Raw genomic sequence first — 22,709 nt, forward strand, 5'->3', positions numbered from 1 at the left:
ATACAACCTAAAGTTGCTATATGTAAATATAAAGCTTGTGGTAGTGTCTGGCCGGGGTATATCCGTCGGGTTTGAACCAGAAGGGTGATTTTCATTTGAAGGAAACCGGCACATTTTGGGGGCAAAGGTGGTTCAGCGAGATACAACTCGTCAGGAGACACTGGCTTATATAGAAGAAATGCTACAAGAACTCGTCAAAATGGCCAGAGGGACGGATAGTTATCTTCTCGTCTATCTCATGGACATGGCATTGCAGGAAGCACGCGACAATCAACATCATTGCCCGTGTGATTGAGTTTAGAAATGCTCATCGCGTGGCACAAGGGCGACCTGATTGCCGGGATAGCGTAACAGCCTCCCGGCAAGATCAAGTTCCAGCAGGATTAGTTGGGCATTGCTTGCATCAAGGCCTGTGTGTCTGACAAGCGTATCAACATCGATTGGAACCGGCCCAAGAGCATCGACGAGAATATCGCGTTGCTCGTCCGTCGTTATGGCTTGAAGCGGCTCAGGCGCTTCATCGATCTGGGTCAACAGATCGGGCTGCGCTGCTTCGGCTTTGAACGTATCGCGGCCGATGAGCGGGGACAAAGAATCGATAACGTCGTCGGCGCAGGTCACAAGCGTTGCGCCTTGTTTCAGAAGTGCATTGGTTCCGCGGGCGCGTGGATCGAGCGGCGAACCAGGCACTGCGAACACTGTTCGGCCCATTTCACCAGCCATGCGGGCGCTGATGAGCGAGCCTGAACGCTCGGCAGCCTCTACCACGATGAGACCAAGCGAAAGTCCAGCTATGATGCGGTTTCGACGTGGAAAATCACGCGCACGGGGCTCTGCACCCATCGGCATCTCGGTAATGAGTGCACTGCCGTTTTCGGGTATGGCACGATAGATCGGCAGGTTTTCGGGTGGGTAGGGTTTATCAAGGCCACCGGCCAGCACAGCCACGGTTCCGCTTTCTATGCTGGCTTTATGTGCTGCCGCATCGATCCCGCGCGCAAGGCCGGAGATTATTGCGAAGCCAGCGTCACCCAGATCACGCGCCAGACGCTCTGTGAAGCGTGCGCCGACCACAGACGCATTGCGCGAGCCGACAATAGCCACTGGTGGCTTGCGAAACACATTGGGGTTGCCCTTGATGATCACAAGAGGAGGCGGTGCCTCGCAGTTTTTTAGCTGTTGTGGATAGTCTGGCTCGCCCATGCCAACAAGACGCGCGCCCATCCGCTCGATGGCTTCCAGCTCGCGTTCGGCATCTTCCAGCGGTGTCACGCGCACGGGCTTAGCGCCACCGCCGCGTATGTTGATGTCAGGTAGTCTTTCTATGGCGCTGGCGGCAGAGCCACAGAACATAATGAGGTCGCGGAAAGCGACGGGACCGATGTTTTCAGTGCGAATGAGGCGCAGCCAATTGAGCCGCTGTCGGTCGGAGAGGCGAATTCCAGAAGTCGAATTCGCGCTCTGTTTCATCCCTTTTTACCTATCTTGCTTTCAGTGCCGCTGAGGAGGCGCGAGATATTGGCGTGATGCTTTATGAAGACGATAATGGTCAGCACAGCAAACAAAGCCGCAATCGCGTGATCACCGCGCGCATAAAGTGCGATTGGAACGATCAGACTGGCAACAAGCGCTGACAGTGAAGAATAGCGGGTGAGAAGTGCCGTGATGATCCATGCCGCGATGAAAACCAGAGCGCCGGGCCATGCAAGGCCGATCAGAATGCCAAGATAGGTTGCAACACCCTTGCCGCCCTTGAAGCCGATCCAGACCGGGAAAAGATGGCCGATAAAGGCACCGAAACCGGCTGCAATTGCAGCTTCCTGGCCGAATTTTGAGGCGATTAATACAGCTGCCGTGCCTTTAAGCGCATCAAGAATGAGCGTTGCCGCCGCGAGCTTCTTGTTGCCGGTACGCAGAACATTGGTAGCACCAATATTGCCGGAACCAATCGAACGTACATCGCCCAGTCCTGCAAACCGCGTCAGGATAAGCCCGAAGGGAATGGAGCCGAGAATATAGCCGAATATCAGCGTGCAGATTGTCACTAAATTGACCAGACCTGTTTCGGCCATGGAACTCCCCATATGTTCTTTATTCAAATTACTTGAGAAGAAAAGCCGCCCAAAAGCAAGACGGCTTTTCTGAAAATGTTAAGCCGAATAAACTGTCTTGCCGCCGACTATAGTGCGGTTGACGCGGCCTTGGAAGCGGGCACCTTCAAAGCAGCTGTTCTTTGAGCGTGAATGCAGGTCTTGCTCACGAACCACCCATGGCTCATCCAGATCGACAATAGCAAGATCAGCCTTGGCACCGGGCTTCAGAGTGCCTGCATCCAGTCCGAAGATGCGCGCAGGCGCAGTCGAGAGCACTTCAACCAGACGAAGCAGCGGAATGCTGTCGTTGTGATGAAGTCGAAGGGCTGCAGCCAACAGCGTTTCCAGGCCAATTGCACCAGCTTCTGCATCGGCAAAAGGCAAGCGCTTGGTGTCCACATCCTGCGGATCGTGTGCTGAAACGACAATATCGATTGTGCCGTTCTTGACGGCTTCAACCATTGCCAGACGGTCTTCCTCGCTGCGCAGAGGCGGCGACAAACGGAAGAAGGTGCGGAACTCGCCGATGTCGTTTTCGTTGAGCGACAGGTGATTGATCGAAACGCCTGCCGTTACATTGGTGCCAAGGTCTTTTGAGCGCTTGAGCGCGTCGGCTGACATGGCACAGGAAAGCTGTGCTGCGTGATATTTGCTGCGGGTGAGAGCAGCCAAGCGCAGATCACGCTCCAGTGGAATGACTTCCGCTTCGCGTGGGCTACCCGAAAGGCCGAGCCAGCTTGCGAAGAGGCCTTCATTCATGACGCCATTAGCACCAAGATAAGGATCACGGGTTTCACAGGCAATCACGGCATCAAAGTCGCGCGCATAGGTCAGGGCACGGCGCATCAATTGTGTGTTGGTGAGCGTGTTACGACCTTCAGTGAAGGCAACCGCACCCGCATCGCGAAGCAGGCCGATTTCCGTCATTTCCTCGCCATGCAGGCCCTTGGTAATAGCAGCGGCGGGATGCACATTGACGATAGCCGTATCGCGCGCAGTGCGCTTCACAAACTCGACCAGCGCCACGTCATCGATAACCGGATCGGTATCCGGCATCATGATGATGGAGGTTACACCGCCAGCTGCTGCGGCCTGACTGGCCGATGCGATGGTTTCGCGGTGTTCAGCACCGGGCTCGCCGATGAAAACGCGGGAATCGACCAGACCCGGCAGAATAGCCATGCCGTTGAGGTCGATGATTTCAGCACCTTCAGGAGCGCCCTGATTGCGGAGATCGGCACCGCTGGCGACAATCTTGTCGTCTTTGATCAGCAGGCTTCCGACTTCATCCAGTCCGCGAGACGGATCGATGATGCGGGCATTTTCAAAAAGGATCGCACTCATGCACGTTCTCCTGCGGCTTCTGCGCGACGCGGATCGAGCAGGGCTTCCATAACCGCCATACGCACAGCGACGCCCATTTCCACCTGTTGCTGGATCATGCTCTGGGGGCCGTCCGCTACATCCGATGCGATCTCGACGCCACGATTCATGGGGCCGGGATGCATGACCAGTGCATCAGGTCGGGCAAGCTTCAGCTTTTCCTTGTCAAGACCGTAGAAGCGGAAATATTCACGCACCGACGGTACGAAGGAGCCGGCCATGCGCTCACGCTGGAGGCGCAGCATCATCACGACATCAGCGTCTTTCAGGCCTTCTTCCATGGTGTTGTAAACTTCAACACTCATGTCGGCGATGCCGGAAGGCAGCAGGGTCGAAGGGGCGACGACGCGAACGCGTGCGCCAAGTGCATTGAGAAGCAGAATGTTGGAGCGCGCAACGCGCGAGTGAAGCACATCGCCGCAAATAGCAACGATCAGATTTCCGATATCGCCCTTGGCGCGGCGGATGGTCAGCGCGTCGAGCAGCGCCTGTGTCGGGTGCTCGTGAGCACCGTCGCCAGCATTGACGACTGCACAGCCGACTTTTTGCGCAAGGAGCGCCGCAGCACCGGCAGACGCATGGCGTATGACCAGAATGTCTGGCTGCATGGCGTTCAGCGTCATCGCAGTGTCAATGAGCGTTTCGCCCTTCTTGACCGACGAGTTGCCGACCGACATGTTCATCACGTCCGCGCCCAGCCGTTTTCCGGCGAGTTCGAACGATGATTGCGTTCGCGTCGATGCTTCAAAGAAGAGGTTGATCTGGGTGCGACCGCGCAGCACGGACTTTTTCTTCTTGGACTGTCTGGAGACAGCCACTTCCTGATCCGCAAGATCGAGAAGACAATTAATGTCCAGGGGCGATAGCCCCTTGATGCCAAGTAGGTGGCGATGAGGGAAAATCGGTGAGACCGTTTGATTTGTCATGGCAAGTCACCCGTATAGAGCCGTGAAAGCTGGACCGCAACCGCCCTTATAAAGGCTTTAGCGGATTCACAAAGAAAAACCTGTATTCTTTGGGCATAAAGCGGTGAGCTGTCGGAAAATGTTAGTAAATTACAATGCAAGAACGCATAGAATGTCAGTTCTGCGCGCCTCAATCGGCTCGCAAGCTGATTTTGAGTTGAACAAAGCCGAACGGATAAGCCTGTGAAAACCCACGAAGTCACCAACCAGACCCCGTCTATGACGGGTACGAATGCATATCTGGGCGATCCGCTTCTGATTCAGATCGCAGCGCGTTTCCCCAAAGAACTGCATACTGATCTGGAGAATACCGGGCGTTTCGTCATGTCGGCGGAAGCGCAGGATCTTGCACGTCTCGCCAATACCGAATTGCCAAAGCTGCGGACGCATGATCGTCAGGGTCGCCGTGTTGATCTGGTGGAATATCACCCAGCTTACCATGCGCTGATGCGCCGTTCGATTGCGCAGGGTCTTCATTGCTCGATATGGGAGGCTAATCCAGCTGAAGCCGGACGTCGCCATCAGGCGCGTGCCGCGCGTTTCTTCCTCACCGCACAGCTTGAGGCAGGCCATCTCTGCCCGCTGACCATGACCAATGCTTCGCTCGCAGCAGTGATGGCTTCGCCTGATCTTTACAAGGAATGGTCGCCGCAGATTCTGTCGCGGAAATATGATTCCTCGCAAAAGCCCGCCTTGCAGAAGCAGGGCATTACGCTTGGTATGGGTATGACCGAGAAGCAGGGTGGCACGGATGTTCGCGCCAATACCACCCGCGCAGAACGCAATGAAGACGGCACCTATACAATCAGCGGCCATAAGTGGTTCATGTCTGCGCCGATGTCGGATGCTTTTCTGGTGCTGGCACAGGCGGAAGAGGGGCTTTCCTGCTTCCTGCTGCCGCGCCTGACCAATGAGGCGGCTGGAAATGGCTTTTTCTTCCAGCGTTTGAAGGACAAGCTCGGAAACAAGTCCAATGCTTCATCCGAAGTCGAGTTTGATGGCGCTATCGGTCATCTGGTCGGAAATCCAGGTGAAGGCGTCAAAACCATCATGGATATGGTCACGCTGACGCGACTTGATTGCGCTGTTGCCTCCGCTGGCCTGATGCGCTCGGGGCTGGCCGAGGCCGTTCATCATGCACGTCATCGCGAGGTAGGTGGGCAAAAGCTGATCGAACAGCCGCTGATGAGCCGCGTTCTTGCCGATATGGCGTTGGATGTTGCGGGTGCGACCGCACTTTCCATGCGTCTGGCGCGTGCCTTTGATATGGCTGCAAGTGATCGCGCGGAAGCTGCATTCGCGCGATGCATGACGCCAGTTGTCAAATACTGGGTCTGCAAAATCGCACCGGCATTGCTTTATGAAGCGATGGAGTGCCTCGGTGGCAATGGCTACATTGAGGACGGCAATCTCGCACGCGCCTATCGCGAAGCGCCGGTCAATGCGATCTGGGAAGGTTCGGGCAATGTCATGGCACTCGACGTGGCGCGCGTGCTCTCACGCGCACCGTCGCTATTCGATGAAGTTCTCGACTGGATCAGCGGACAGCTGGGCGTGCGTGGTCAGGGTACGATTGATGTGTTGCAGGCAGCCTTGCAGCTGACCGAAACTGATCAAGGCGTTGCGCGTCTTCTGACGGAGCAGCTAGCTTATGCAGCTGCTGCCGCCGAATTGCGCAATCTTGGTGCGGATGATGTGGCCGATGCCTTCATCGAAACACGTCTTGGTGGGCAGTGGCGCTCGACCTATGGCATGTTGGATGCACGTCATAATGCCAACCGGATACTCGATCAGCTTTATCCGGCGTCGTAATCGCTGTCATCGGTATGCGATGAGCGCAGCATGTGCAGGCGATCCAGTGCGCCTTGCAAAATGAAGGAAGCTGCGGCCGAATCGATGCGTTCGGCCCGCTTGCCGCGTGAAACATCCATGCCGATGAGTGCGCGTTCGGCTGCGACCGTAGACAGGCGCTCGTCCCAGAACACGAAGGGCAGGTCGGTCAGTGGCTGCATAGTGCGCACGAAAGCCCGCGTTGCCTGAACGCGTGGTCCGGCTGACCCGTCCATATTCATCGGCAGGCCAATAATAATGACGCCGACCTTGTCTGCTTCGAGTGCTTTCAGCAGCACCTGTGCATCGATTGTGAACTTGGTGCGTTTGATAACCGGACGGGGATGCGAGAACGACAGGCCCAGATCGGAAACCGCAAGGCCAATAGTTTTGGTGCCGAGATCAAGCCCGGCGACTGTCTGGCCCGGTTGCAGAATTTCCAAAACGTCTTCGATCTCAACGACGGCCATATGTCCTCATAGTATTTTGATCAGGCTTCATATTGCCTGATGGAATTGAGCCGTAATATCTGTTTTAAAACTGAAAATCGAGCCGCAAGGAGACACACAATGAAAATCACCTGGTTGGGCCATGCAGCCTATCGCGTTGAAACGGATAAGGCCGTCATTCTGATTGATCCGTTCATCAATGGAAATCCGGGTGCCAAGGGCATCGATTTCAAGGAAGCCACCAAGGGAACCACGCATATTGCGCTGACTCATGGTCATGGTGACCATATCGGCGATACCGTTGAGATTGCCAAAGAAACCGGTGCGACGGTTATCGCAAATCCAGAAATCACCGGCTGGCTGGGTCGCAAAGGTTTGGAAAAGTTCAGCATGGGCAATACCGGCGGAACCATTGTCCGCGATGGTTTCAGCGTAACGTTTGTTAACGCGCTGCATTCTTCAGCGTTGATGACAGAAGACGGCATCACTCAGTCGATGGGTAATCCGAACGGCCTGGTATTTCATTTCGAGAATGCGCCGACACTTTATCATATGGGTGACACGGATATTTTCTCTGATATGGCGCTGATCAATGAACTGCATCAGCCAGAAATCGGCATTGTGCCTGTCGGTGACCGTTTTACCATGGGTGGTGCTGTGGCAGCTCTTGCGTGCCAGCGTTATTTCAATTTTAAAACCGTTCTGCCGTGCCATTACGGCTCGTTCCCATTCATTGAAAAGACGGCAGACAAGTTTGTAGCGGCAATGTCTGACCATAAGGAAACGAAGGTGTTGGTGGCTGACGCTGGCACTGTTCACACGTTCTAATTTTGGCTAACGACGGATGGAAGCGCAAGAAATGTTGCGCTTCCCCACCTGCACCGTTATAGCCGGTAAAAGAACCTTTTCGGGGTGGCGGTTGGCCGCTCTAAATTATGAATTTGCGGAGAACAGAATGTCCGTCGATATTTCCACCGTCAAGCGCGTCGCGCATCTTGCGCGCATTGCTGTCAATGAAGACGAAGCAGAGCGTATGACCGGCGAACTCAATGCAATTCTGGGCTTTGTCGAGCAGTTGAACGAAGTCGATATTGAAGGCGTTGAGCCGATGACCTCGGTAACGCCGATGAAGATGCGTCTGCGCGAAGATGCAGTAACGGACGGCAATATCGCCAGTGCTGTTGTTGCCAATGCGCCTGTGACCGAAGATAATTTCTTCGTCGTGCCAAAGGTCGTGGAGTAAGTCGATGGCTATTCGGGTTTCCGTCGAGACCCCATTGCAGGATGATGTGCGTGATCTGGTCGAAGCCTTGAACGCGCATATGCTGCCGCTTTCGCCTCTCGAGTTCCAGTTCAAGATGACTGTTGAGCAGATGGCGGAGCCGGAAACTACGGTTTTTGTCGCGCGAGATGAAGACGGCAAGGCCGTCGGCTGTGGTGCGCTGAAGATGCACGATAACGGTGTGGGTGAACTCAAGCGCATGTTCACGCGCCCGGAAGTTCGAGGCAAGCGTATCGGCTCACATCTTGTCGATGCGATTGTCGAGCTGGCAAGAGCCAAGGGTGCTTCGCGTCTGGTCCTTGAAACTGGCACAGGCCCCGGCTTTGATGGTGCCTGGCGGCTTTATGAAAATTCGGGTTTTGCGCGTTGCGGAGTGGTTCTGGATTATCCTGACTCCGAATACAGCGCCTTTTTTGAAAAGCGTCTCGCTGAGGCGTGACTTTACAGGATTTGATGATGAGCGAACTGACCGCACTGACCATTGCCGAAGCGCGCGACAAGCTGAAGGCTAAGGCCTTCACCGCGTCGGAACTGACAGAAGCCTATATTGCGGCTATTGAATCCGCCAATGACAAGCTCAATGCCTATGTCGCTGTGACGCCTGAAAAGGCGCGCGAAATGGCAAAAACTTCTGATGCCCGCATTGCCGAAGGCAAGGCTGGTGCTCTCGAAGGTATTCCACTTGGCGTGAAAGACCTATTTGCGACCAAGGGTGTTCACACGCAGGCCTGTTCGCATATTCTCGATGGTTTCAAGCCTGAATATGAATCGACCGTCACCGCCAATCTCTGGGCTGACGGCGCTGTCATGCTGGGTAAGCTTAACATGGACGAATTCGCCATGGGCTCGTCCAATGAAAGCTCCTATTACGGCCCTGTGAAGAACCCTTGGCGTGCGAACGGCTCAGATGTTGATCTGGTACCGGGTGGCTCTTCAGGCGGTTCGTCGGCAGCAGTTGCAGCACATCTCTGTGCAGGTGCTACCGCAACCGATACGGGCGGCTCGATCCGTCAGCCAGCGGCTTTCACCGGCACTGTCGGTATCAAGCCGACCTATGGCCGTGTTTCGCGCTGGGGCACAGTTGCTTATGCATCATCGCTTGATCAGGCTGGCCCGATCGCTCGCGACGTGCGCGATGCCGCGATCCTGCTCAAGTCTATGGCATCGCTCGATCTGAAAGATACAACCTCGGTTGATCTGCCAGTGCCGGATTACGAAGCAGCTATCGGCAAGTCGCTGAAGGGCCTCAAGATCGGTATTCCGAACGAATATCGTATTGATGGTATGCCGGAAGAAATCGAAGCGCTCTGGCAGAAGGGTGTGCAATATCTCAAAGATGCTGGCGCTGAAATCGTCGATGTTTCGCTGCCGCACACCAAATATGCGCTTGCTGCCTATTACATTGTGGCACCTGCGGAAGCTTCGTCCAACCTCGCGCGTTATGATGGCGTGCGTTACGGTCTGCGCGTACCGGGCAAGGATATTGCCGATATGTACGAACAGAGCCGTGCTGCAGGTTTTGGCAAGGAAGTGAAGCGCCGTATTCTGACCGGAACCTATGTTCTGTCGGCTGGCTATTATGACGCATATTATCTGCGCGCGCAGAAGGTTCGCACGCTGATCAAGAAAGACTTTGAAAATGTCTTTGCAAGCGGCGTTCATGCAATCCTGACGCCTGTTACGCCTTCCGCTGCGTTCAGCATTGGCGACAAGGAACTCGCAAACGATCCGGTCAAGATGTATCTCAACGACATCTTCACCATCACGCTTAACATGGCCGGCCTGCCGGGCATCGCGGTTCCTGCTGGCCTCAATGATCAGGGTCTGCCGCTTGGTCTGCAGCTGATCGGTCGCCCGTTTGAAGAAGAAACGCTGTTTCAGGCAGCTGGCGCGATTGAGCAGGCTGCGGGACGCTTTACACCGAAGAAATGGTGGTAAAATCTGAAGTTCTCATTCGCCGTGCCCGGCTTCGATCCGAAAATCGAGATCGATTTTCAGGGGGATCGAAGCCAGAATATAAAAAACTAGAGCGACCTTTGTGCGTCCAAGTGGACGCACAGCGCTCTATGACCGGCGAGTTTGTTTTTATGGCTGAAATCGCGGTGCGCGCATGGCAAACCGCAGCGCGCGACATTGTGCTGACGGATGAAAGCCGGTCGGAACTCCAGGCCAAATTCCTGCGCGACTTGCGCGGGAATGCCGATGGTGTTTTGTTGGCGGAACGATGCGGCGAAATATACGGTTGGGGCGCTCGCGTCCCGAAATCAAACTACATTTCCGACCTCTGGGTTGATCCCACGCACCATGGTCAGGGCGTAGGCGGCGCATTGCTTGGTGCGCTGATGGCGCAGATTGTTCTTGATGGTTTTGCGGAAGCTGAAATCGGCACCCATGCCGATAATTCTCCAGCAATCGGGCTTTATGAAAAAGCTGGATTCAAGACCTATCACCGCAGCGAAGAATGGTCGGAGAGTTTTGGTCGCAAGGTTGAAAAGGTCAGAATGCAGGTAAAGCTTTAGGTGAGCATTGCCATTTCAAGAAAAGCTTCTATCCTCTTCTATAGCAACTATTTTCAGGAGGAGGGGCAAATGTGGATCATGCTTACGGATGTCAGTGGTGAACGGGTTGCAGTGAACTTCAACCACGTCCTGTCATATAATGCTTACGGTACTGGAACCCGTATTGTTACGCTCAGCGCAGACCTGACATTTTTCGTTAAAGAGTCGACCGAGGAAATCGAAACCAAGCTCGGCATCGACGTCAAGAATTGAGCATTTGCCGCAAAAGACTATCCATTCCCCTTAAAAAATTGGGGGAATGGTGAAGTTCGAATCTCTTCCGATCCTTCGGCAAGTTCAGGATAGGAAGAGATAAAGATTAAATATCCAGTTCTTCCACAAAAGCGGCACGATCCTGAATGAAGCGGAAGCGGGCTTCCGGCTTTGTACCCATCAGATCATCAACAGTGCTGCGTGTTTCATCGATATAATCTTCATCGACATGAACACGAAGAAGCGTGCGCTTTTTCGGGTCCATGGTCGTTTCTTTCAGCTGCTCGGCACGCATTTCACCAAGGCCTTTGAAGCGGCCGATTTCGATTTTGCCACGTCCGGTAAACATAGTGCGAAGCAACTCGTCCTTGTGCGCGTCGTCACGAGCATAGGCGACCTTGCCACCCTGGCTCAGACGATACAGCGGTGGGACTGCCAGATACAGGTGGCCGTTGCGGATGAGATCCGGCATTTCCTGATAGAAGAACGTGATGAGCAGCGATGCAATATGTGCACCATCCACGTCAGCATCGGTCATGACGATGACGCGATCATAACGCAGATCGTCTTCACGATAATTCTTGCGCGTGCCGCTACCCAGCGCCTGCACGAGATCGGCAATCTGCTGGTTGGCTGTCAGCTTCTCACGGCCAGCACTGGCAACGTTCAGAATCTTACCGCGTAGCGGCAGGATCGCCTGATTGGAACGATTGCGTGCCTGCTTGGCGGAGCCGCCAGCCGAGTCACCTTCGACGATGAAAAGTTCTGCACCTGCTGCAGCATTCTGCGTGCAGTCTGCAAGCTTGCCCGGAAGGCGCAGTTTGCGCGTCGCGCTCTTGCGGACGGTTTCCTTTTCTTGACGGCGACGCAGGCGCTCTTCCGCGCGATCGACAACCCAGTCGAGCAAGCGGGATGCTTCCTGTGGCGAAGCTGTAAGCCAGTGATCGAACGGATCGCGGATGACATTTTCCACGATACGTTGCGCTTCAACGGTTGCAAGCTTGTCCTTGGTCTGGCCGACAAATTCCGGTTCCCGAATGAAGACCGAGAGCATAGCGGCTGCCGAAATCATCACGTCATCGGTTGTGATGATCGAAGCGCGCTTGTTGTTGGTTAGCTCCGCATAGGCCTTGAGGCCACGCGTCAATGCAATGCGCAGACCTGCTTCATGCGTGCCGCCGTCGCCCGTCGGGATCGTATTACAATAGGAGTTGACGAAGCCGTCACCGCCATACCATGACACCGCCCATTCAACAGCACCATGCCCACCCTGCTTTTCAGTGCGGCCCGAGAAAATCTCGCGCGTTACCTGATGTTCTTTGCCGAGCGAGGCAGAGAGATAATCCTTGAGGCCGCCGGGGAAGTGGAAAACAGCCTTTTCCGGAGTTTCCTTCTTCGGGTCGAGAAGCGACGGATCACAGCTCCAGCGGATTTCTACGCCGCCAAACAAATAGGCCTTCGAACGCGCCATGCGATAAAGTCGGTGCGGATCGAATTGTGCGGTTTTGCCGAAGATATCCGGGTCAGGATGAAAGCGGACGCGCGTACCACGACGGTTGTGGACTTCGCCGACATCTTCAAGGCCACCCTGAGGAATGCCGCGCGAAAAACGCTGGCGATAAAGGCGGCGATTGCGCGCGACTTCGACTTCCAGAACATCTGAAAGCGCATTGACTACCGAAACACCCACGCCGTGCAGGCCGCCGGAGGTTTCATAGGCTTTGCCGTCGAACTTACCGCCTGCGTGCAGCTTGGTCATGATGACTTCAAGCGTCGATTTTCCCGGCACCTGCGGGTGCTCATCAACCGGAATGCCGCGTCCGTTATCGCTGACGGTCAGAAAGCCTTCGGCGTCGAGATTGACCTCAATGAAATTGGCATGGCCTGCAACGGCTTCGTCCATCGAGTTATCGATGACTTCCGCGAAGAGGTGGTGCAGGGCTTTTTCGTCGGTGCCGCCGATATACATGCCGGGGCGCAGGCGAACCGGTTCCAGCCCTTCGAGAACGCGAATGGAGGAGGCGTTGTAATCATCAGCGCCTGATGAAACAGGTGGAGCCTTGGTTGCAACAGGGGCTGGCTTTGGTGCAGATGGTGTCGTTGCCGTTTGCGCAACAGGCGTCGATGCATGAGCCTTTTTGGGCTGCTGCTCCATCTGCCGTTCACGGGCATTGTTGACTACTCTGGAAAAGAGATCGTTGCTGTCGTCCATCTTTGTCCGAAAAGCTTTCTGTCTGAAACCGAAAGAACCGCCCCCACTGAACGGCACGAAATAAAGTTAGCTGCGAATCACACAGATAATGCCACGGGAATACCCGCAATGCGAACAAAGTTCGCCTTACGTTCCGCTTTTGCCCGAAGTTATCAAATGGTTTTGCTCGTAGCGAAGCCGATTTGCACCAGAAACATGGCGAAAGTCAAACCGGGCGCTTTTCTTGCGTGAATTAAGATGGAAACGGGCAGGCCATTCGCGTAAGCGCAATGGGAGCGAGAAAATTGCGAGTAGTGAGATGCAGGGCAGGGTAGCAGGCGGCACAGAAGCGCACGTAAAGGGCATGGCGATCATGGTCCTCTCGGTACTGCTGCTGCCGCTTATGGATGCCATCGGCAAATGGCTTGCCATGATGGATAATATGCCGCCGGCTACTGTCACCTTCATGCGCTTTTTTATTCAGTCAGTGCTGATGTTTTTCGTGCTGATCGTCATGAGTGGTTTTGCGTCTTTACGGACCACGCATCTTGTCGGCAATCTTGTGCGCGGCGCGCTGATGGGTTTTGGCGGAACGTGTTTTTTCACGGCCGTCAAATATATGCCTCTGGCAGACGCTATGGCTGTATTTTTTGCTGAACCATTGATCCTAACGCTGCTATCGGCCGTCTTCCTCAAGGAAAAAGTCGGCTGGCGTCGTTTTAGCGCTGTGGGTATCGGTCTGATCGGAACGATGATCGTTATTCAGCCAAGCTTCGAAATTTTCGGTGCGGTTTCCTTGTTGCCTCTCGCAACCGCCGTAACTTTTGCGATTTATCTGATCCTGAACCGTAAATATGGCGCAAAGGAAAGCCCGGTCGTCATGCAGTTTTATGCTGGTATCGGTGGGGCAGCGCTGGCAGGATTGGCGATGGTATTCGGCACAGGTTTGGGCATTGAAGATTTGAGTTTTGCACTGCCACATAGCCTGCAGCCCTGGCTGCTTCTGCTTTTGCTGGGTACGATCGGTACTGTCAGTCATCTGCTCGTGGTGCAAGCATTCAAACTCGCACCGGCATCTATGCTCGCACCTTTCCAGTATCTGGAAATCGTCAATGCAGTTCTGGTCGGTTTGATTGTGTTCGGCGATTTTCCGACGCCGTCCAAATGGTTCGGCATCGCGATTATCGTGGGATCAGGTTTCTATGTCTTCATGCGCGAGCGGCGCGTGAAGAGCGTCTAATTATTTGGGCTGGCGAGGTCCAAAGACGTTTTCGAAGGCCTTGCCCAACGCAACATCGACATCGCCCATCGTTACCGGAAGGCCGAGATCGACGAGGCTTGTCACACCGTAATCTGCAATGCCGCACGGAACGATGCCGTCAAAATGTTCGAGCTCCGGCTCGACATTGATGGCAATGCCATGGAAGCTCACCCAACGGCGCAGACGGATGCCAATAGCAGCAATCTTGTCTTCGCACATGCCACCATTGGCAAGCAGCGGCTTTTCCGGACGGACAACCCAGACGCCAACGCGATCTGCGCGCCTTTCACCTTTGACATTGAACTGCGCGAGCGTTTCGACAATCCATTGCTCAAGCGCAGTCACAAATGCGCGCACATCTTCACGGCGCCGCTTCAGATCGAGCATGACATAGGCCACACGCTGGCCGGGACCGTGATAGGTATATTCGCCACCGCGTCCGGTGTTAAACACGGGAAAGCGATCCGGTGTCAGCAGGTCTGCTGATTGAGCACTGGTGCCGGCCGTATAGAGCGATGGATGCTCGACGAGCCAGACGAGTTCGTTCGCCGTTCCTTCACGAATAGCTGCAACGCGCGCTTCCATAAAAGCGAGCGCTTCGTCGTAATCCGTCAAACCGTCCGATATCAGCCAATCAACGGGCGGTGAGTCGGCCATGACTGGGAAGAAGTGCGTTTCCTTCTCCTGCGCGGTGACTTCGGATTGTTCGGAAAAAAGAGCAGAGCTATCGTTCATGATCGCAGCATATGGCGCTTTTTATGCTCTACCGCCAGATGTCAAAATGCCTCTACGCGAAAGCATGATGTCAGGTGATCGTTGGGCCTGCGCTCATCCTATGATCAAAGCCCGGAAATACATCGGCCGTGATCGGCGCGAGCACATTGATTTTCAAGCCTGTGGGATCAAAGTCGATGTCGCAGCGTGCCTTGAGTTCTTCGGCAAGAACAAGCCGGATAAGCCGCTGGCCAAAGCCGCGTCGTGAAGGTCGCGTAACGGAGGGACCATTGGTTTCCAGCCAACGCATCTGGAATTTCTTTTCGCCCTGATCATCGACAATATCCCAGCTGAAATCGATGCTGCCGTGCTCATTGGACAGGGCACCGTACTTCACCGCATTGGTTGTAAGCTCATAGAGACCGAGAGAAAGCGAGACCGTTACCCGGTCACTTACAAAGAGCGAAGGACCGCTCATGCGGATGCGATTGCCAAAAGTTCTGTTGAACGGAGCCAATGCGGTATTGGCGATCTGCGTAATGGTTGCACCACCCCAGTCATCTTGCAACAGCATGTCATGCGCCTGGGCCAGCGCATGAAGACGCTCGTTGAACAGCTGGCTTGCCTGTTCGGAACTGTTTGCATTGCGTAAAGTCTGGTTGGCGATGGATTGCACCATAGCCATGGAGTTTTTGAAGCGGTGGGAGATTTCTCTTGTCACCAATGCCTTGTCAGCTTCGGTCTGCTTGCGTTCGGTCACATCCAGCATAACGCCAAGCAATGTCGGATTGTCGCCGAGCAGCGCTTTGGCTCGTGTTTCCACCCAAATGGTCTGGCCGGCTCTGTTTACGATCCGATATTCCATGGAATACGGTTCGCCAGTTAAAAAAGCAGCTTCCGTCTGTTGAATCACCGACATACGATCCTCAAGCGCGATCAGCTCGAGAATCTGGTCAAAATTGATGTGTTCGTCTTCCCTAAAACCAAAAATTCGGCGGCACTCAGCAGAACCGGTCACGCTCCCTGTCTTCAGATCACGGGTCCAATAGCCGATATTTGCGGCATTCACGATGTAATCAAGATAGTTCTGATGCCGTCTGGTCTCACTGGAAAGCGTGTCACGCTCTTGTTGCAGCTCAACCAAACGCTTTAGCTCGAGCGTGACATCGAGTTGTGTGGAAACGAAATGCTGGATTACACCATCAGAGCTTCTGACTGGTGAAATGTGCAGCCGGTTCCAAAAGGCTTCGCCGGATTTCTTATAGTTTAATATGTCGATATCGATTGAAGTGCCCGCTGCAATTGCTGTTTTTATTGCAATCACATCCTCTGGATTGGTTCCAGAACCTTGCAGGAAACGGCAATTTTGGCCGATCACCTCATCTGTCGAATATCCCGTCAGCAACAAAAAAGCTTTGTTCGCAAAGACAATTGGGTTGTCGGAAAATTGCGGATTGGTGATGAGCATAGGTGTGGGTGTATTTTCTACAGCCGCCAGAAAAGGATCGGCTTCTTTGGAAATCATGTCTGCAGCATAAAATCTGGATGCTTCCAACTCAGTTGACACGACAAACCCCACCATAAACGCGCTGTTACGACGCCCATCAGCCATGGGCAAAACTAACTGATAATGTGAACCATGGCGAACAAAATCGATTTGAGACTTAAAGCAGTTCCAGTAAAAGTGGGAACCGGTTTTGCGTCGGATAATGCTTAAAAAAGTTCACAGCGGTTCCAGCGGTTCAGTCTTAACTGTAACCGCCGTAAGTATGATTGGGGTCAACCTGACATAGGTCTCAACTCACGAGATTGCTTTTCCCTAAATCATGCCAATCACTTGTCAGATGTATAGGGTGCTATATATTCCTCACTATCATTCAGCACACGTTCATCTAGCATCGATAATGATGTGTGCAGTTGAACTGGAGAACAAGATGATAAACACCTTGAAGAAAATGATGGTTGGCTTAGTCGGCGCAACTTTTATGATCGGTGCGATGGCGCCTGTCTCTGCTGCTCCGGTCCTGCCAACTGCTCAGGTTGTTGATGCTAATAACGTCATGCAAGTGCGTGACCGTTGGGACCGTCGTGGTCATGGCAATTGGAACGGTCATCGTCCCGGCCGCCCTGGCTGGAATGGACACCGTCCCGGTCCGCGCCCGGGTTGGAACCATCATCGCCCGCGTCCAGGTTATTGGAATGGCCATCGCGGCTATAACCACTATCGCCATGGCTATCGTCGTCATAATGATGGCTGGTGGTATCCGTTGGCAGCTTTCGGCGCTGGGGCGATCATCGGTGGTGCAATCGCTCAGCCAGCACCTCAGCCGGTTTACCGCGCTAGTAATAGCCATGTTCAGTGGTGCTATAACCGCTACAGATCATATCGCGCTTCGGACAATACGTTCCAGCCATATAATGGTCCGCGCCAGCAGTGCTATTCGCCTTACCGCTGATAGAAGTCGAAATCCGAAAAAACAGCCGCCTCAAAAGGGTGGCTGTTTTCATTTGCAGGTCAGATTATACCAAGACCATATTTGTGCGATTATCCGCCGCGCTGGTCATAGCCTTCAACGTCGTCGCCTGTCATTTTATGATGTAAGTACTGTTTCAGGCGGTCAATTTGCTCCGCACTCCAGCCATCCACATCGGCGACTTCGATCCAAGCATCGACATAATGTTCGGGTGCGTAAACGTGACCGTGTCCAATAGGCGTTGCGGTTGCGAACGCCATATCCAAGGCCAGCTGCAGCATGGTCACGACTGGATACCAGCGTAACTGTGGTGAAACATCGGGACCACGCGGTTCGTTCATCCAGTCCGGCTGGCGGTAGAAAGAATGGCTGTCAAAAAACACGACTGCATCGCTGGCATATTGCAGATAGACGATGCGTAGCGGTCCCCAACGGTCGCCGTTTCCAGGTGCCTCACCATTCTGGTTCATAAACCGAGCAAAAGAGCCGTCTTTGAAGACCGGCAGCCATTCCGGAGTGTCAGGATTACGGTCGCGCGTGATTTGCCTCCAATCGCGGCTAGGGAAGGGAGGACCGCTCCATAATGCGCCGTTGATCGGGTCTGCCAGCATTTCGAATAGCGAAACTGATTTCTCGGAATTCATCGCCCCGAGGCTTAAACCATAGAGATAGAGGCGAGGTCGTTTATCTTTTGGCAATGCCTTCCAGTAGTTGTAAACGGTGGAGAACAACGCACGCGAGGCCTCAGCGCCATATTCCGGCTGAAACAGAAGGGAAAGCGGGCTGTTGAGATAGGAATATTGCATCGCGATGCTGGCGACATTGCCATCGTGAAGATATTCGAGTCCATCCATAGCCGCAGGATCGACCCAGCCGGTTCCTGTGGGAGTAATGATTACCAGGATCGAGCGGTCAAATCCGTTTTGTCGTTTGAGTTCATCCAATGCTCGCTCAGCACGCTGCTTGGGTGTGTCTGCGACATTCAAACCCGCATAAACGCGGATAGGGTCGATTGCCGGGCGTTTTGTGAACGATGATATTTCAGCGCCCGTCGGACCCGACGACACAAATTCGCGCCCTGCTCGGCCAAGCTCATCCCATTGTAGCAATGATGCAGCACTTCCTGTTTTATCAACCGCCAAAGGCTGGGGGCGATCAGGCTCTATTAGCGCGTCATATTCGCGAAACGAACGATCAAGCACTTCGAATGTGGATTGGATCAACAGGCCGTTTGCGATTGTCCAGATGAGGACAACGGTCACTGCAACACCGATGACGTTAGCTACTCTGCGAGGTACGACACGGTGTATTCGTGTAGAAATAAATCGGCCAAGCCCGATAAGACCGCGTGCCAAGAGCAGAAGGATCAAAAAGGTTATTACAGCTAGTCCGCAGACGCTTGCAGGATAGGCGCTGGGCACTGGCTCCATGCCCATCACGGCGCGGACTGAATTTTGCCAGCCGGCCGAAAAATAAAGCGCAGCTATAGCAACTGCAAGACAGATAAGGCCAACGAGTAAATTAACACGGCTGCGCAACCATTCCCCCGGCTCGGGCAGCTCCAGATAGTGCCAGACCCAACGCCAAAATACGCCCAGGCCATATCCAGAACCAAATGCGACGCCGCACAATATGCCCTGCATGACATAGGTCCGCGGAACAAGGCTTGGTGTCAGTGCCGCTGCGAACAATAAAGTTCCGAGTGCAAGCCCTATGCCAGATAGGGAATGCCTGAATCGATAGAATGCATTGGCAACGAAGGACATGAAAAACCAAAATGCTGGAATGAGTTACACCTATGAGCCTACAGTAACATTTCAACAACAGGAATCGCTTTTTCAAAGCTCGAAATTTTTGGCTAGTTCGTCAATCCCGACGCGATTCTTTGTCGTCTCGGATGGGCGGGCGCGGAAATTTTGTTGATAAATGCACTTTTTGACGGTGGAAAATCGGCGGTGCGCCCAGCTTATCGTGGAAATCTGCCGATTGGTGTCGTTTTTTTGAATTTATGTTGAAGAAACTTGATTTTATGGTGTTGACCATTCTGAAAGTCGCCCGTATGTTCCGCCGCACTTCCAGGGACGATTTGTTCCCCTCTGGGAGCGCGTAGCTCAGCCGGTAGAGCAACTGACTTTTAATCAGTAGGTCCAGGGTTCGAATCCCTGCGCGCTCACCAAAAATATACAACAATATCAAATGTTTGAGCTTGGTGTGGCATCATAATCCATGTGCCGCAAATATTCAGGGATTTCCCAGAAAAACACGCATTTTCAGGATTGCGCGGGGAATCGACGGCACATGGTTTGACACATGGCACACGGCTTACGCGGCGTGCTCTGCTTCCAGACTTTCCATCCATTTTTTGAGGCTGGATCGGCGAGCAGCAACGGTGCCACCGAGCTTAAAGCTAGGCATAATTTTATCGTAGACAAGCCGATACGCTTGGCGCCTTGTGACGCCTAGATATTTAGCGATAGGCTCGACGCCCATAAGCAAATCAGCTTCGTTGTCGTTTTCATTATGCATGTTGATTCCTCACTTTTCTTGATTTTTTTGGAACAAAGATTCCGGGTCGGCGTTATCGCGGCGGTTCCCCACAACTGAGGAAATTGAGATGACGCCGCAGTTCGCAATGGCAGCTAACTTTTATTATCTGGACGAACAGCCGAATGGTCTTTGGGCCGTAAAGGAAACCGTCAGTCAGAATCCGGTTTCGCTCAATGGGCAGCTTTGCTGCTCGCTTAAGAAGCGCGATGCCGAAGAACTGATTGAGTACCTCAACGGATTGGATGAGGCGCTAGCGGCTTAGTGGGCTATTGACCAAACGGGATTTGAAATTAAACTTCGTCTCGTGATTGGAAAGTTAGTCCACATGGAGGGTAGTGGCATGGCTGACCTTAGATATGATGTCCGCAGAGAGCAGGACGGTAGCTGGACGGTTGTTAATACTAACAATGCTCTGCCAGCAGCCGTGAATGGAACGCTGCTTCACGATTTGTCAGAGGACGAAGCTAGCGAGATGGCTTATCTGTTTAATCACTGCGACATTCGATGGAATAGGCATCCGATACGTCATCATTAAATGACGTAGGGTACTGCGAATTGGAATAATAGCTGATCTGCATAGCAACAAACTGCTGATGCCATGACGATATTTCATTTTGACAAGCGGCAAGAGCCGGATGGAACATGGACCGTCGTTAAGCTCTCAACGGGCGAACCTGCGAAGCTGAACGGCCAATTCTGTTGCAATCTCCGGCGCGATGAAGCCGAAGAGATAACCAATTATCTTAATCTGTTGGCGGACCCTGACGAGCCGCCGCCTTGATAGATCGCACCTCATCACCCACGACGACGGCCCGACCTGTTGCCGCCAGACGGCGAGCAACGGGCAGAGGAATCCCAGTGCTTCCAACAGAAGCCCGGCCTATGCGCTGCGGGCCTAGCCGCAACGCGTTGAGATAAGCAGCGTCGATACTGTTGCCGCGGCTGTCCATCACGCCGCCCTCCGCTTGAAAGGACGGCGATTGTCGTTGGCCGGTCGCACGCGGCGCATACGGAACTTCTCGCCCGTTTTGCGCGACACGTCATATGCAATGTCTTTGATCTTTGCGGCGGTTGCCGGGTCGCTTACGCGATACCAACGGGCAATCGACAGGATTGCTGCTGCTGTGGTGCCCTGAGCAATGAACTCGTCGGCGGTAAGAATGTGCGTGTGTCTGTTAGACATGAATTGATGCTCCTCGTGTGGTTTTGGTGACCGTGACGGCCCGTGGCGTGAAAACGCTCGGATCGTCGATGACTGGTAAATCCTGGGGCGCTACGCCCCGTCGCTATCTTTCGCGGTAAATCATGTGACGCCGAGCCCAACAGCGCCGATTGTCACAAAGAAACCAATGACAACCGTCATCTCAACGGCTTCGCGCGCTGCGTATCGTATCCAGGGCATTGGGCGAGCGTGCTTCTTTGCACGGTGGTCGGGACGACGCATTGGTTCGTCACTGCCTGCGCGATGCACTTCGGTGTGCAGCTCAGGTTCCATATCGGCGAGCATTTCCAGCAGGGCGCGGTTCATCACGCAGCCTCCGCCAGCTCGGGGTCTTCACTAGCGACAGTCTCAACGCTGGCACCGGCCTCGCGGAGTTCGGCGAGAAACACATCATGGTTGGATGTGGCGATCGCGCCACTTGTCTGGAAAACTTCGTATGTTTCGCCTGGGCAGAGCTTGGCGAGGCGCGTTGCCTCCGCCAGTGCTTGCTCAAACGACCCGTGTTCATACGGTAGGGTAGTGGCAACGCTGACGCGGCCGGTTAGTTTGCCACGGCGGAATACAAAGAATCCGCCGCCGATTACTTCGTTCTTTCGAGGTGCTGGCGATCTTCTTCTTCTCGGGGTTTTCGCGTTCGTCATTGGGTTACTCCTCGTGTTTGGTTGGTTCAGCAGATCAAGCTGGTGAGGCCGTCTTCGTGCTGGCTGCGATAAGAAAGATGCGATAATCAAATAAATTCGTCAAGTCAAAAAATAGCGAAAATCAAATATTTTAACTTGCGGTGGATTTTGATTAACGCATAATATGACCGCGTCCAGCAATGATGCGGGTGTTGAGGAGATTGAATCAATGGAGAGATTAGGTAGATTGCCCCTTCTAAAGCGAGTGGGGGCAGCATGCAGAGAGAGTATTGGAATAAAATTATTTCCCGCGCATGGCGTGAGACGCTTAGCGATTTGGGATTTGGTGGACCGCGGTCAATGATCGTTGCCGCAGTACTGTCAGTTGTAGCAGCTTTAATTGTGGGCGCTTGGTCTGGGTATGACGCGCTCATGGGCGACGTGATTTCGAAGACGTCATTTATAGTAGGCTTACTTCTCGTGACGCCCGTTCTGTTTTTTACTAAAGTTTTATCGCTTCCGGCAAAATTAGACGAAGAGGCGCGATCCAATATTGATGATCTTTTGCGCGAGAAATCAGCCTTGGACGGATCGGAGTCGGTAGTTGAGGTGTTCGCACGGCTTCATAAGAAGGCATCCGATTTGATCGAAGAGTACATGGGCGGAGACGAGCCTGATGAGGTGAGTGCGCTTATGGATCAGATTGAGCGAAATGCTAACGATTTAGACGCGCGAAAAAAGGCTATCGTTATCGCTGGTAGCCTTGCAAAATATGATCATAAAAGGTGGTCAGGAATTATATGGGATGATGAAGAATTTCCGCCAATAGCCCTATTAGCTTTGCGTGTGCAAGCAATTGAAAAGGCGTTCGGCTTTTAAGCCTACATCAAGCGCAATTTGCAGTCGT

The 22,709-nt window shown here is 53.6% G+C and carries 25 protein-coding genes and 1 tRNA gene; 12 read left to right on the top strand and 14 right to left on the bottom strand.

Translation table 11 applies throughout. The annotated features are described in order from the left end of the window. Nucleotides 1-297: 297 nt before the first annotated feature. The 4 genes from dprA to CEV34_RS26430 all read right to left on the bottom strand — a co-directional run bounded on the left by dprA (nucleotide 298) and on the right by CEV34_RS26430 (nucleotide 4,402). Nucleotides 298-1,470 carry a DNA-processing protein DprA gene (gene dprA, locus CEV34_RS26415; RefSeq protein ID WP_007878646.1) on the bottom strand — a complete coding sequence of 391 codons (1,173 nt, stop codon included), beginning with the start codon at nucleotides 1,468-1,470 and terminating at the stop codon, nucleotides 298-300. Then, nucleotides 1,467-2,072, bottom strand: coding sequence for a glycerol-3-phosphate 1-O-acyltransferase PlsY (gene plsY, locus CEV34_RS26420; RefSeq protein ID WP_007878647.1), 606 nt, complete (start codon nucleotides 2,070-2,072; stop codon nucleotides 1,467-1,469). The genes dprA and plsY overlap by 4 nt, the downstream gene beginning before the upstream one ends. A gap of 78 nt (nucleotides 2,073-2,150) precedes the next feature. Then, on the bottom strand, nucleotides 2,151-3,437 hold the full coding sequence (locus CEV34_RS26425; protein WP_007878649.1) for a dihydroorotase: 1,287 nt from the start codon (nucleotides 3,435-3,437) through the stop codon (nucleotides 2,151-2,153). Continuing rightward, entirely contained in the window at nucleotides 3,434-4,402 is a 969-nt protein-coding gene (locus CEV34_RS26430) for an aspartate carbamoyltransferase catalytic subunit (protein ID WP_094544766.1), read from the bottom strand. The genes CEV34_RS26425 and CEV34_RS26430 overlap by 4 nt, the downstream gene beginning before the upstream one ends. 222 nt (nucleotides 4,403-4,624) lie before the next feature. On the opposite strand from CEV34_RS26430, the gene CEV34_RS26435 reads away from it, so the two are divergent. Then, a complete protein-coding gene (locus CEV34_RS26435) occupies nucleotides 4,625-6,253 on the top strand; it encodes an acyl-CoA dehydrogenase family protein (protein ID WP_007878656.1) in 1,629 nt (542 codons plus the stop codon). On the opposite strand, the gene ruvX is transcribed toward CEV34_RS26435, so the two are convergent. Beyond that, complete coding sequence (gene ruvX, locus CEV34_RS26440) at nucleotides 6,238-6,741, bottom strand: Holliday junction resolvase RuvX (protein WP_007878657.1); 504 nt, start codon at nucleotides 6,739-6,741, stop codon at nucleotides 6,238-6,240. The genes CEV34_RS26435 and ruvX overlap by 16 nt on opposite strands. A gap of 99 nt (nucleotides 6,742-6,840) precedes the next feature. Between ruvX and CEV34_RS26445 the strand changes: the two genes are divergently transcribed. From CEV34_RS26445 to CEV34_RS26470, 6 genes are all read left to right on the top strand, one after another. Further along, nucleotides 6,841-7,548 (top strand): metal-dependent hydrolase, encoded by a 708-nt coding sequence (locus tag CEV34_RS26445; RefSeq protein WP_007878658.1) that lies wholly within the window; start codon nucleotides 6,841-6,843, stop codon nucleotides 7,546-7,548. 127 nt (nucleotides 7,549-7,675) lie between these two features. Beyond that, nucleotides 7,676-7,963 (top strand): Asp-tRNA(Asn)/Glu-tRNA(Gln) amidotransferase subunit GatC, encoded by a 288-nt coding sequence (gatC, locus tag CEV34_RS26450; RefSeq protein WP_007878659.1) that lies wholly within the window; start codon nucleotides 7,676-7,678, stop codon nucleotides 7,961-7,963. A 4-nt stretch (nucleotides 7,964-7,967) separates the two neighbouring features. Continuing rightward, nucleotides 7,968-8,441 (top strand): GNAT family N-acetyltransferase, encoded by a 474-nt coding sequence (locus CEV34_RS26455; RefSeq protein ID WP_007878661.1) that lies wholly within the window; start codon nucleotides 7,968-7,970, stop codon nucleotides 8,439-8,441. Between the two features lie 17 nt (nucleotides 8,442-8,458). Further along, on the top strand, nucleotides 8,459-9,940 hold the full coding sequence (gene gatA, locus CEV34_RS26460; RefSeq protein WP_007878662.1) for an Asp-tRNA(Asn)/Glu-tRNA(Gln) amidotransferase subunit GatA: 1,482 nt from the start codon (nucleotides 8,459-8,461) through the stop codon (nucleotides 9,938-9,940). Nucleotides 9,941-10,089: 149 nt separating this feature from the next. Beyond that, nucleotides 10,090-10,521 carry a GNAT family N-acetyltransferase gene (locus CEV34_RS26465; RefSeq protein ID WP_143853521.1) on the top strand — a complete coding sequence of 144 codons (432 nt, stop codon included), beginning with the start codon at nucleotides 10,090-10,092 and terminating at the stop codon, nucleotides 10,519-10,521. 69 nt (nucleotides 10,522-10,590) lie between these two features. Next, nucleotides 10,591-10,773 (top strand): hypothetical protein, encoded by a 183-nt coding sequence (locus CEV34_RS26470; RefSeq protein ID WP_007878664.1) that lies wholly within the window; start codon nucleotides 10,591-10,593, stop codon nucleotides 10,771-10,773. 106 nt (nucleotides 10,774-10,879) lie between these two features. Here CEV34_RS26470 and parE read toward each other — a convergent pair whose 3' ends face one another. Beyond that, complete coding sequence (gene parE / locus CEV34_RS26475; RefSeq protein WP_007878666.1) at nucleotides 10,880-12,985, bottom strand: DNA topoisomerase IV subunit B; 2,106 nt, start codon at nucleotides 12,983-12,985, stop codon at nucleotides 10,880-10,882. Between the two features lie 298 nt (nucleotides 12,986-13,283). Here parE and CEV34_RS26480 point away from each other — a divergent pair, with 298 nt between their 5' ends. Then, the gene (locus tag CEV34_RS26480) at nucleotides 13,284-14,204 is read left to right on the top strand and encodes a DMT family transporter (RefSeq protein ID WP_064321603.1); all 921 of its coding nucleotides are present in this window, start codon (nucleotides 13,284-13,286) and stop codon (nucleotides 14,202-14,204) included. Here CEV34_RS26480 and lipB read toward each other — a convergent pair whose 3' ends face one another. Both lipB and CEV34_RS26490 read right to left on the bottom strand, forming a co-directional pair. Then, entirely contained in the window at nucleotides 14,205-14,882 is a 678-nt protein-coding gene (lipB, locus tag CEV34_RS26485) for a lipoyl(octanoyl) transferase LipB (protein ID WP_235819199.1), read from the bottom strand. It abuts the gene before it with no gap. 148 nt (nucleotides 14,883-15,030) lie between these two features. After that, nucleotides 15,031-16,464, bottom strand: a complete 1,434-nt coding sequence (locus CEV34_RS26490; protein ID WP_051063979.1) for an HWE histidine kinase domain-containing protein — start codon at nucleotides 16,462-16,464, stop codon at nucleotides 15,031-15,033. 409 nt (nucleotides 16,465-16,873) lie between these two features. Between CEV34_RS26490 and CEV34_RS26495 the strand changes: the two genes are divergently transcribed. Then, nucleotides 16,874-17,395, top strand: coding sequence for a BA14K family protein (locus tag CEV34_RS26495; protein WP_007878670.1), 522 nt, complete (start codon nucleotides 16,874-16,876; stop codon nucleotides 17,393-17,395). Nucleotides 17,396-17,484: 89 nt separating this feature from the next. On the opposite strand, the gene CEV34_RS26500 is transcribed toward CEV34_RS26495, so the two are convergent. Then, nucleotides 17,485-19,179, bottom strand: a complete 1,695-nt coding sequence (locus tag CEV34_RS26500) for an alpha/beta hydrolase (protein ID WP_039860652.1) — start codon at nucleotides 19,177-19,179, stop codon at nucleotides 17,485-17,487. Nucleotides 19,180-19,513: 334 nt separating this feature from the next. Between CEV34_RS26500 and CEV34_RS26505 the strand changes: the two genes are divergently transcribed. Next, nucleotides 19,514-19,589 (top strand) — tRNA-Lys (locus CEV34_RS26505). A 146-nt stretch (nucleotides 19,590-19,735) separates the two neighbouring features. Here the strand turns inward: CEV34_RS26505 and CEV34_RS26510 are convergent. Next, the gene (locus CEV34_RS26510; RefSeq protein WP_007878673.1) at nucleotides 19,736-19,939 is read right to left on the bottom strand and encodes an excisionase family DNA-binding protein; all 204 of its coding nucleotides are present in this window, start codon (nucleotides 19,937-19,939) and stop codon (nucleotides 19,736-19,738) included. Nucleotides 19,940-20,027: 88 nt separating this feature from the next. On the opposite strand from CEV34_RS26510, the gene CEV34_RS26515 reads away from it, so the two are divergent. Next, nucleotides 20,028-20,222 carry a hypothetical protein gene (locus CEV34_RS26515; protein WP_094544768.1) on the top strand — a complete coding sequence of 65 codons (195 nt, stop codon included), beginning with the start codon at nucleotides 20,028-20,030 and terminating at the stop codon, nucleotides 20,220-20,222. A 481-nt stretch (nucleotides 20,223-20,703) separates the two neighbouring features. Here the strand turns inward: CEV34_RS26515 and CEV34_RS26525 are convergent, their stop codons facing one another. The 4 genes from CEV34_RS26525 to CEV34_RS26540 all read right to left on the bottom strand — a co-directional run bounded on the left by CEV34_RS26525 (nucleotide 20,704) and on the right by CEV34_RS26540 (nucleotide 21,823). Further along, a complete protein-coding gene (locus tag CEV34_RS26525; RefSeq protein WP_143853525.1) occupies nucleotides 20,704-20,913 on the bottom strand; it encodes a hypothetical protein in 210 nt (69 codons plus the stop codon). Beyond that, on the bottom strand, nucleotides 20,910-21,143 hold the full coding sequence (locus CEV34_RS26530; RefSeq protein ID WP_094544770.1) for a hypothetical protein: 234 nt from the start codon (nucleotides 21,141-21,143) through the stop codon (nucleotides 20,910-20,912). The genes CEV34_RS26525 and CEV34_RS26530 overlap by 4 nt, the downstream gene beginning before the upstream one ends. Nucleotides 21,144-21,263: 120 nt before the next feature. Next, on the bottom strand, nucleotides 21,264-21,488 hold the full coding sequence (locus CEV34_RS26535; RefSeq protein WP_094544771.1) for a hypothetical protein: 225 nt from the start codon (nucleotides 21,486-21,488) through the stop codon (nucleotides 21,264-21,266). Next, nucleotides 21,488-21,823 (bottom strand): hypothetical protein, encoded by a 336-nt coding sequence (locus tag CEV34_RS26540; RefSeq protein WP_235819192.1) that lies wholly within the window; start codon nucleotides 21,821-21,823, stop codon nucleotides 21,488-21,490. The genes CEV34_RS26535 and CEV34_RS26540 overlap by 1 nt, the downstream gene beginning before the upstream one ends. A 339-nt stretch (nucleotides 21,824-22,162) precedes the next feature. On the opposite strand from CEV34_RS26540, the gene CEV34_RS26545 reads away from it, so the two are divergent. Next, nucleotides 22,163-22,681, top strand: coding sequence for a hypothetical protein (locus CEV34_RS26545; RefSeq protein WP_094544772.1), 519 nt, complete (start codon nucleotides 22,163-22,165; stop codon nucleotides 22,679-22,681). Nucleotides 22,682-22,709: the final 28 nt, after the last annotated feature.

It is taken from the genome of Brucella pseudogrignonensis, assembly GCF_002252525.1.
In the GTDB taxonomy this organism is placed as follows: Bacteria; Pseudomonadota; Alphaproteobacteria; order Rhizobiales; family Rhizobiaceae; genus Brucella; species Brucella pseudogrignonensis.

Bases quoted from the DNA above. Each gene is read 5' to 3' on its own strand.
- parE (WP_007878666.1), bottom strand. From the start codon at position 12,985: ATGGACGACAGCAACGATCTCTTTTCCAGAGTAGTCAACAATGCCCGT.
- CEV34_RS26545 (WP_094544772.1), top strand. From the start codon at position 22,163: ATGATCGTTGCCGCAGTACTGTCAGTTGTAGCAGCTTTAATTGTGGGC.
- CEV34_RS26535 (WP_094544771.1), bottom strand. From the start codon at position 21,488: ATGAACCGCGCCCTGCTGGAAATGCTCGCCGATATGGAACCTGAGCTG.
- gatA (WP_007878662.1), top strand. From the start codon at position 8,459: ATGAGCGAACTGACCGCACTGACCATTGCCGAAGCGCGCGACAAGCTG.
- gatC (WP_007878659.1), top strand. From the start codon at position 7,676: ATGTCCGTCGATATTTCCACCGTCAAGCGCGTCGCGCATCTTGCGCGC.
- CEV34_RS26530 (WP_094544770.1), bottom strand. From the start codon at position 21,143: ATGTCTAACAGACACACGCACATTCTTACCGCCGACGAGTTCATTGCT.
- ruvX (WP_007878657.1), bottom strand. From the start codon at position 6,741: ATGGCCGTCGTTGAGATCGAAGACGTTTTGGAAATTCTGCAACCGGGC.
- CEV34_RS26540 (WP_235819192.1), bottom strand. From the start codon at position 21,823: ATGACGAACGCGAAAACCCCGAGAAGAAGAAGATCGCCAGCACCTCGA.
- CEV34_RS26455 (WP_007878661.1), top strand. From the start codon at position 7,968: ATGGCTATTCGGGTTTCCGTCGAGACCCCATTGCAGGATGATGTGCGT.
- CEV34_RS26490 (WP_051063979.1), bottom strand. From the start codon at position 16,464: ATGATTTCCAAAGAAGCCGATCCTTTTCTGGCGGCTGTAGAAAATACA.
- CEV34_RS26445 (WP_007878658.1), top strand. From the start codon at position 6,841: ATGAAAATCACCTGGTTGGGCCATGCAGCCTATCGCGTTGAAACGGAT.
- CEV34_RS26495 (WP_007878670.1), top strand. From the start codon at position 16,874: ATGATAAACACCTTGAAGAAAATGATGGTTGGCTTAGTCGGCGCAACT.
- CEV34_RS26510 (WP_007878673.1), bottom strand. From the start codon at position 19,939: ATGCATAATGAAAACGACAACGAAGCTGATTTGCTTATGGGCGTCGAG.
- dprA (WP_007878646.1), bottom strand. From the start codon at position 1,470: ATGAAACAGAGCGCGAATTCGACTTCTGGAATTCGCCTCTCCGACCGA.
- CEV34_RS26500 (WP_039860652.1), bottom strand. From the start codon at position 19,179: ATGTCCTTCGTTGCCAATGCATTCTATCGATTCAGGCATTCCCTATCT.
- CEV34_RS26515 (WP_094544768.1), top strand. From the start codon at position 20,028: ATGACGCCGCAGTTCGCAATGGCAGCTAACTTTTATTATCTGGACGAA.
- CEV34_RS26470 (WP_007878664.1), top strand. From the start codon at position 10,591: ATGTGGATCATGCTTACGGATGTCAGTGGTGAACGGGTTGCAGTGAAC.
- plsY (WP_007878647.1), bottom strand. From the start codon at position 2,072: ATGGCCGAAACAGGTCTGGTCAATTTAGTGACAATCTGCACGCTGATA.
- CEV34_RS26480 (WP_064321603.1), top strand. From the start codon at position 13,284: ATGCAGGGCAGGGTAGCAGGCGGCACAGAAGCGCACGTAAAGGGCATG.
- CEV34_RS26465 (WP_143853521.1), top strand. From the start codon at position 10,090: ATGGCTGAAATCGCGGTGCGCGCATGGCAAACCGCAGCGCGCGACATT.
- lipB (WP_235819199.1), bottom strand. From the start codon at position 14,882: ATGGCCGACTCACCGCCCGTTGATTGGCTGATATCGGACGGTTTGACG.
- CEV34_RS26425 (WP_007878649.1), bottom strand. From the start codon at position 3,437: ATGAGTGCGATCCTTTTTGAAAATGCCCGCATCATCGATCCGTCTCGC.
- CEV34_RS26430 (WP_094544766.1), bottom strand. From the start codon at position 4,402: ATGACAAATCAAACGGTCTCACCGATTTTCCCTCATCGCCACCTACTT.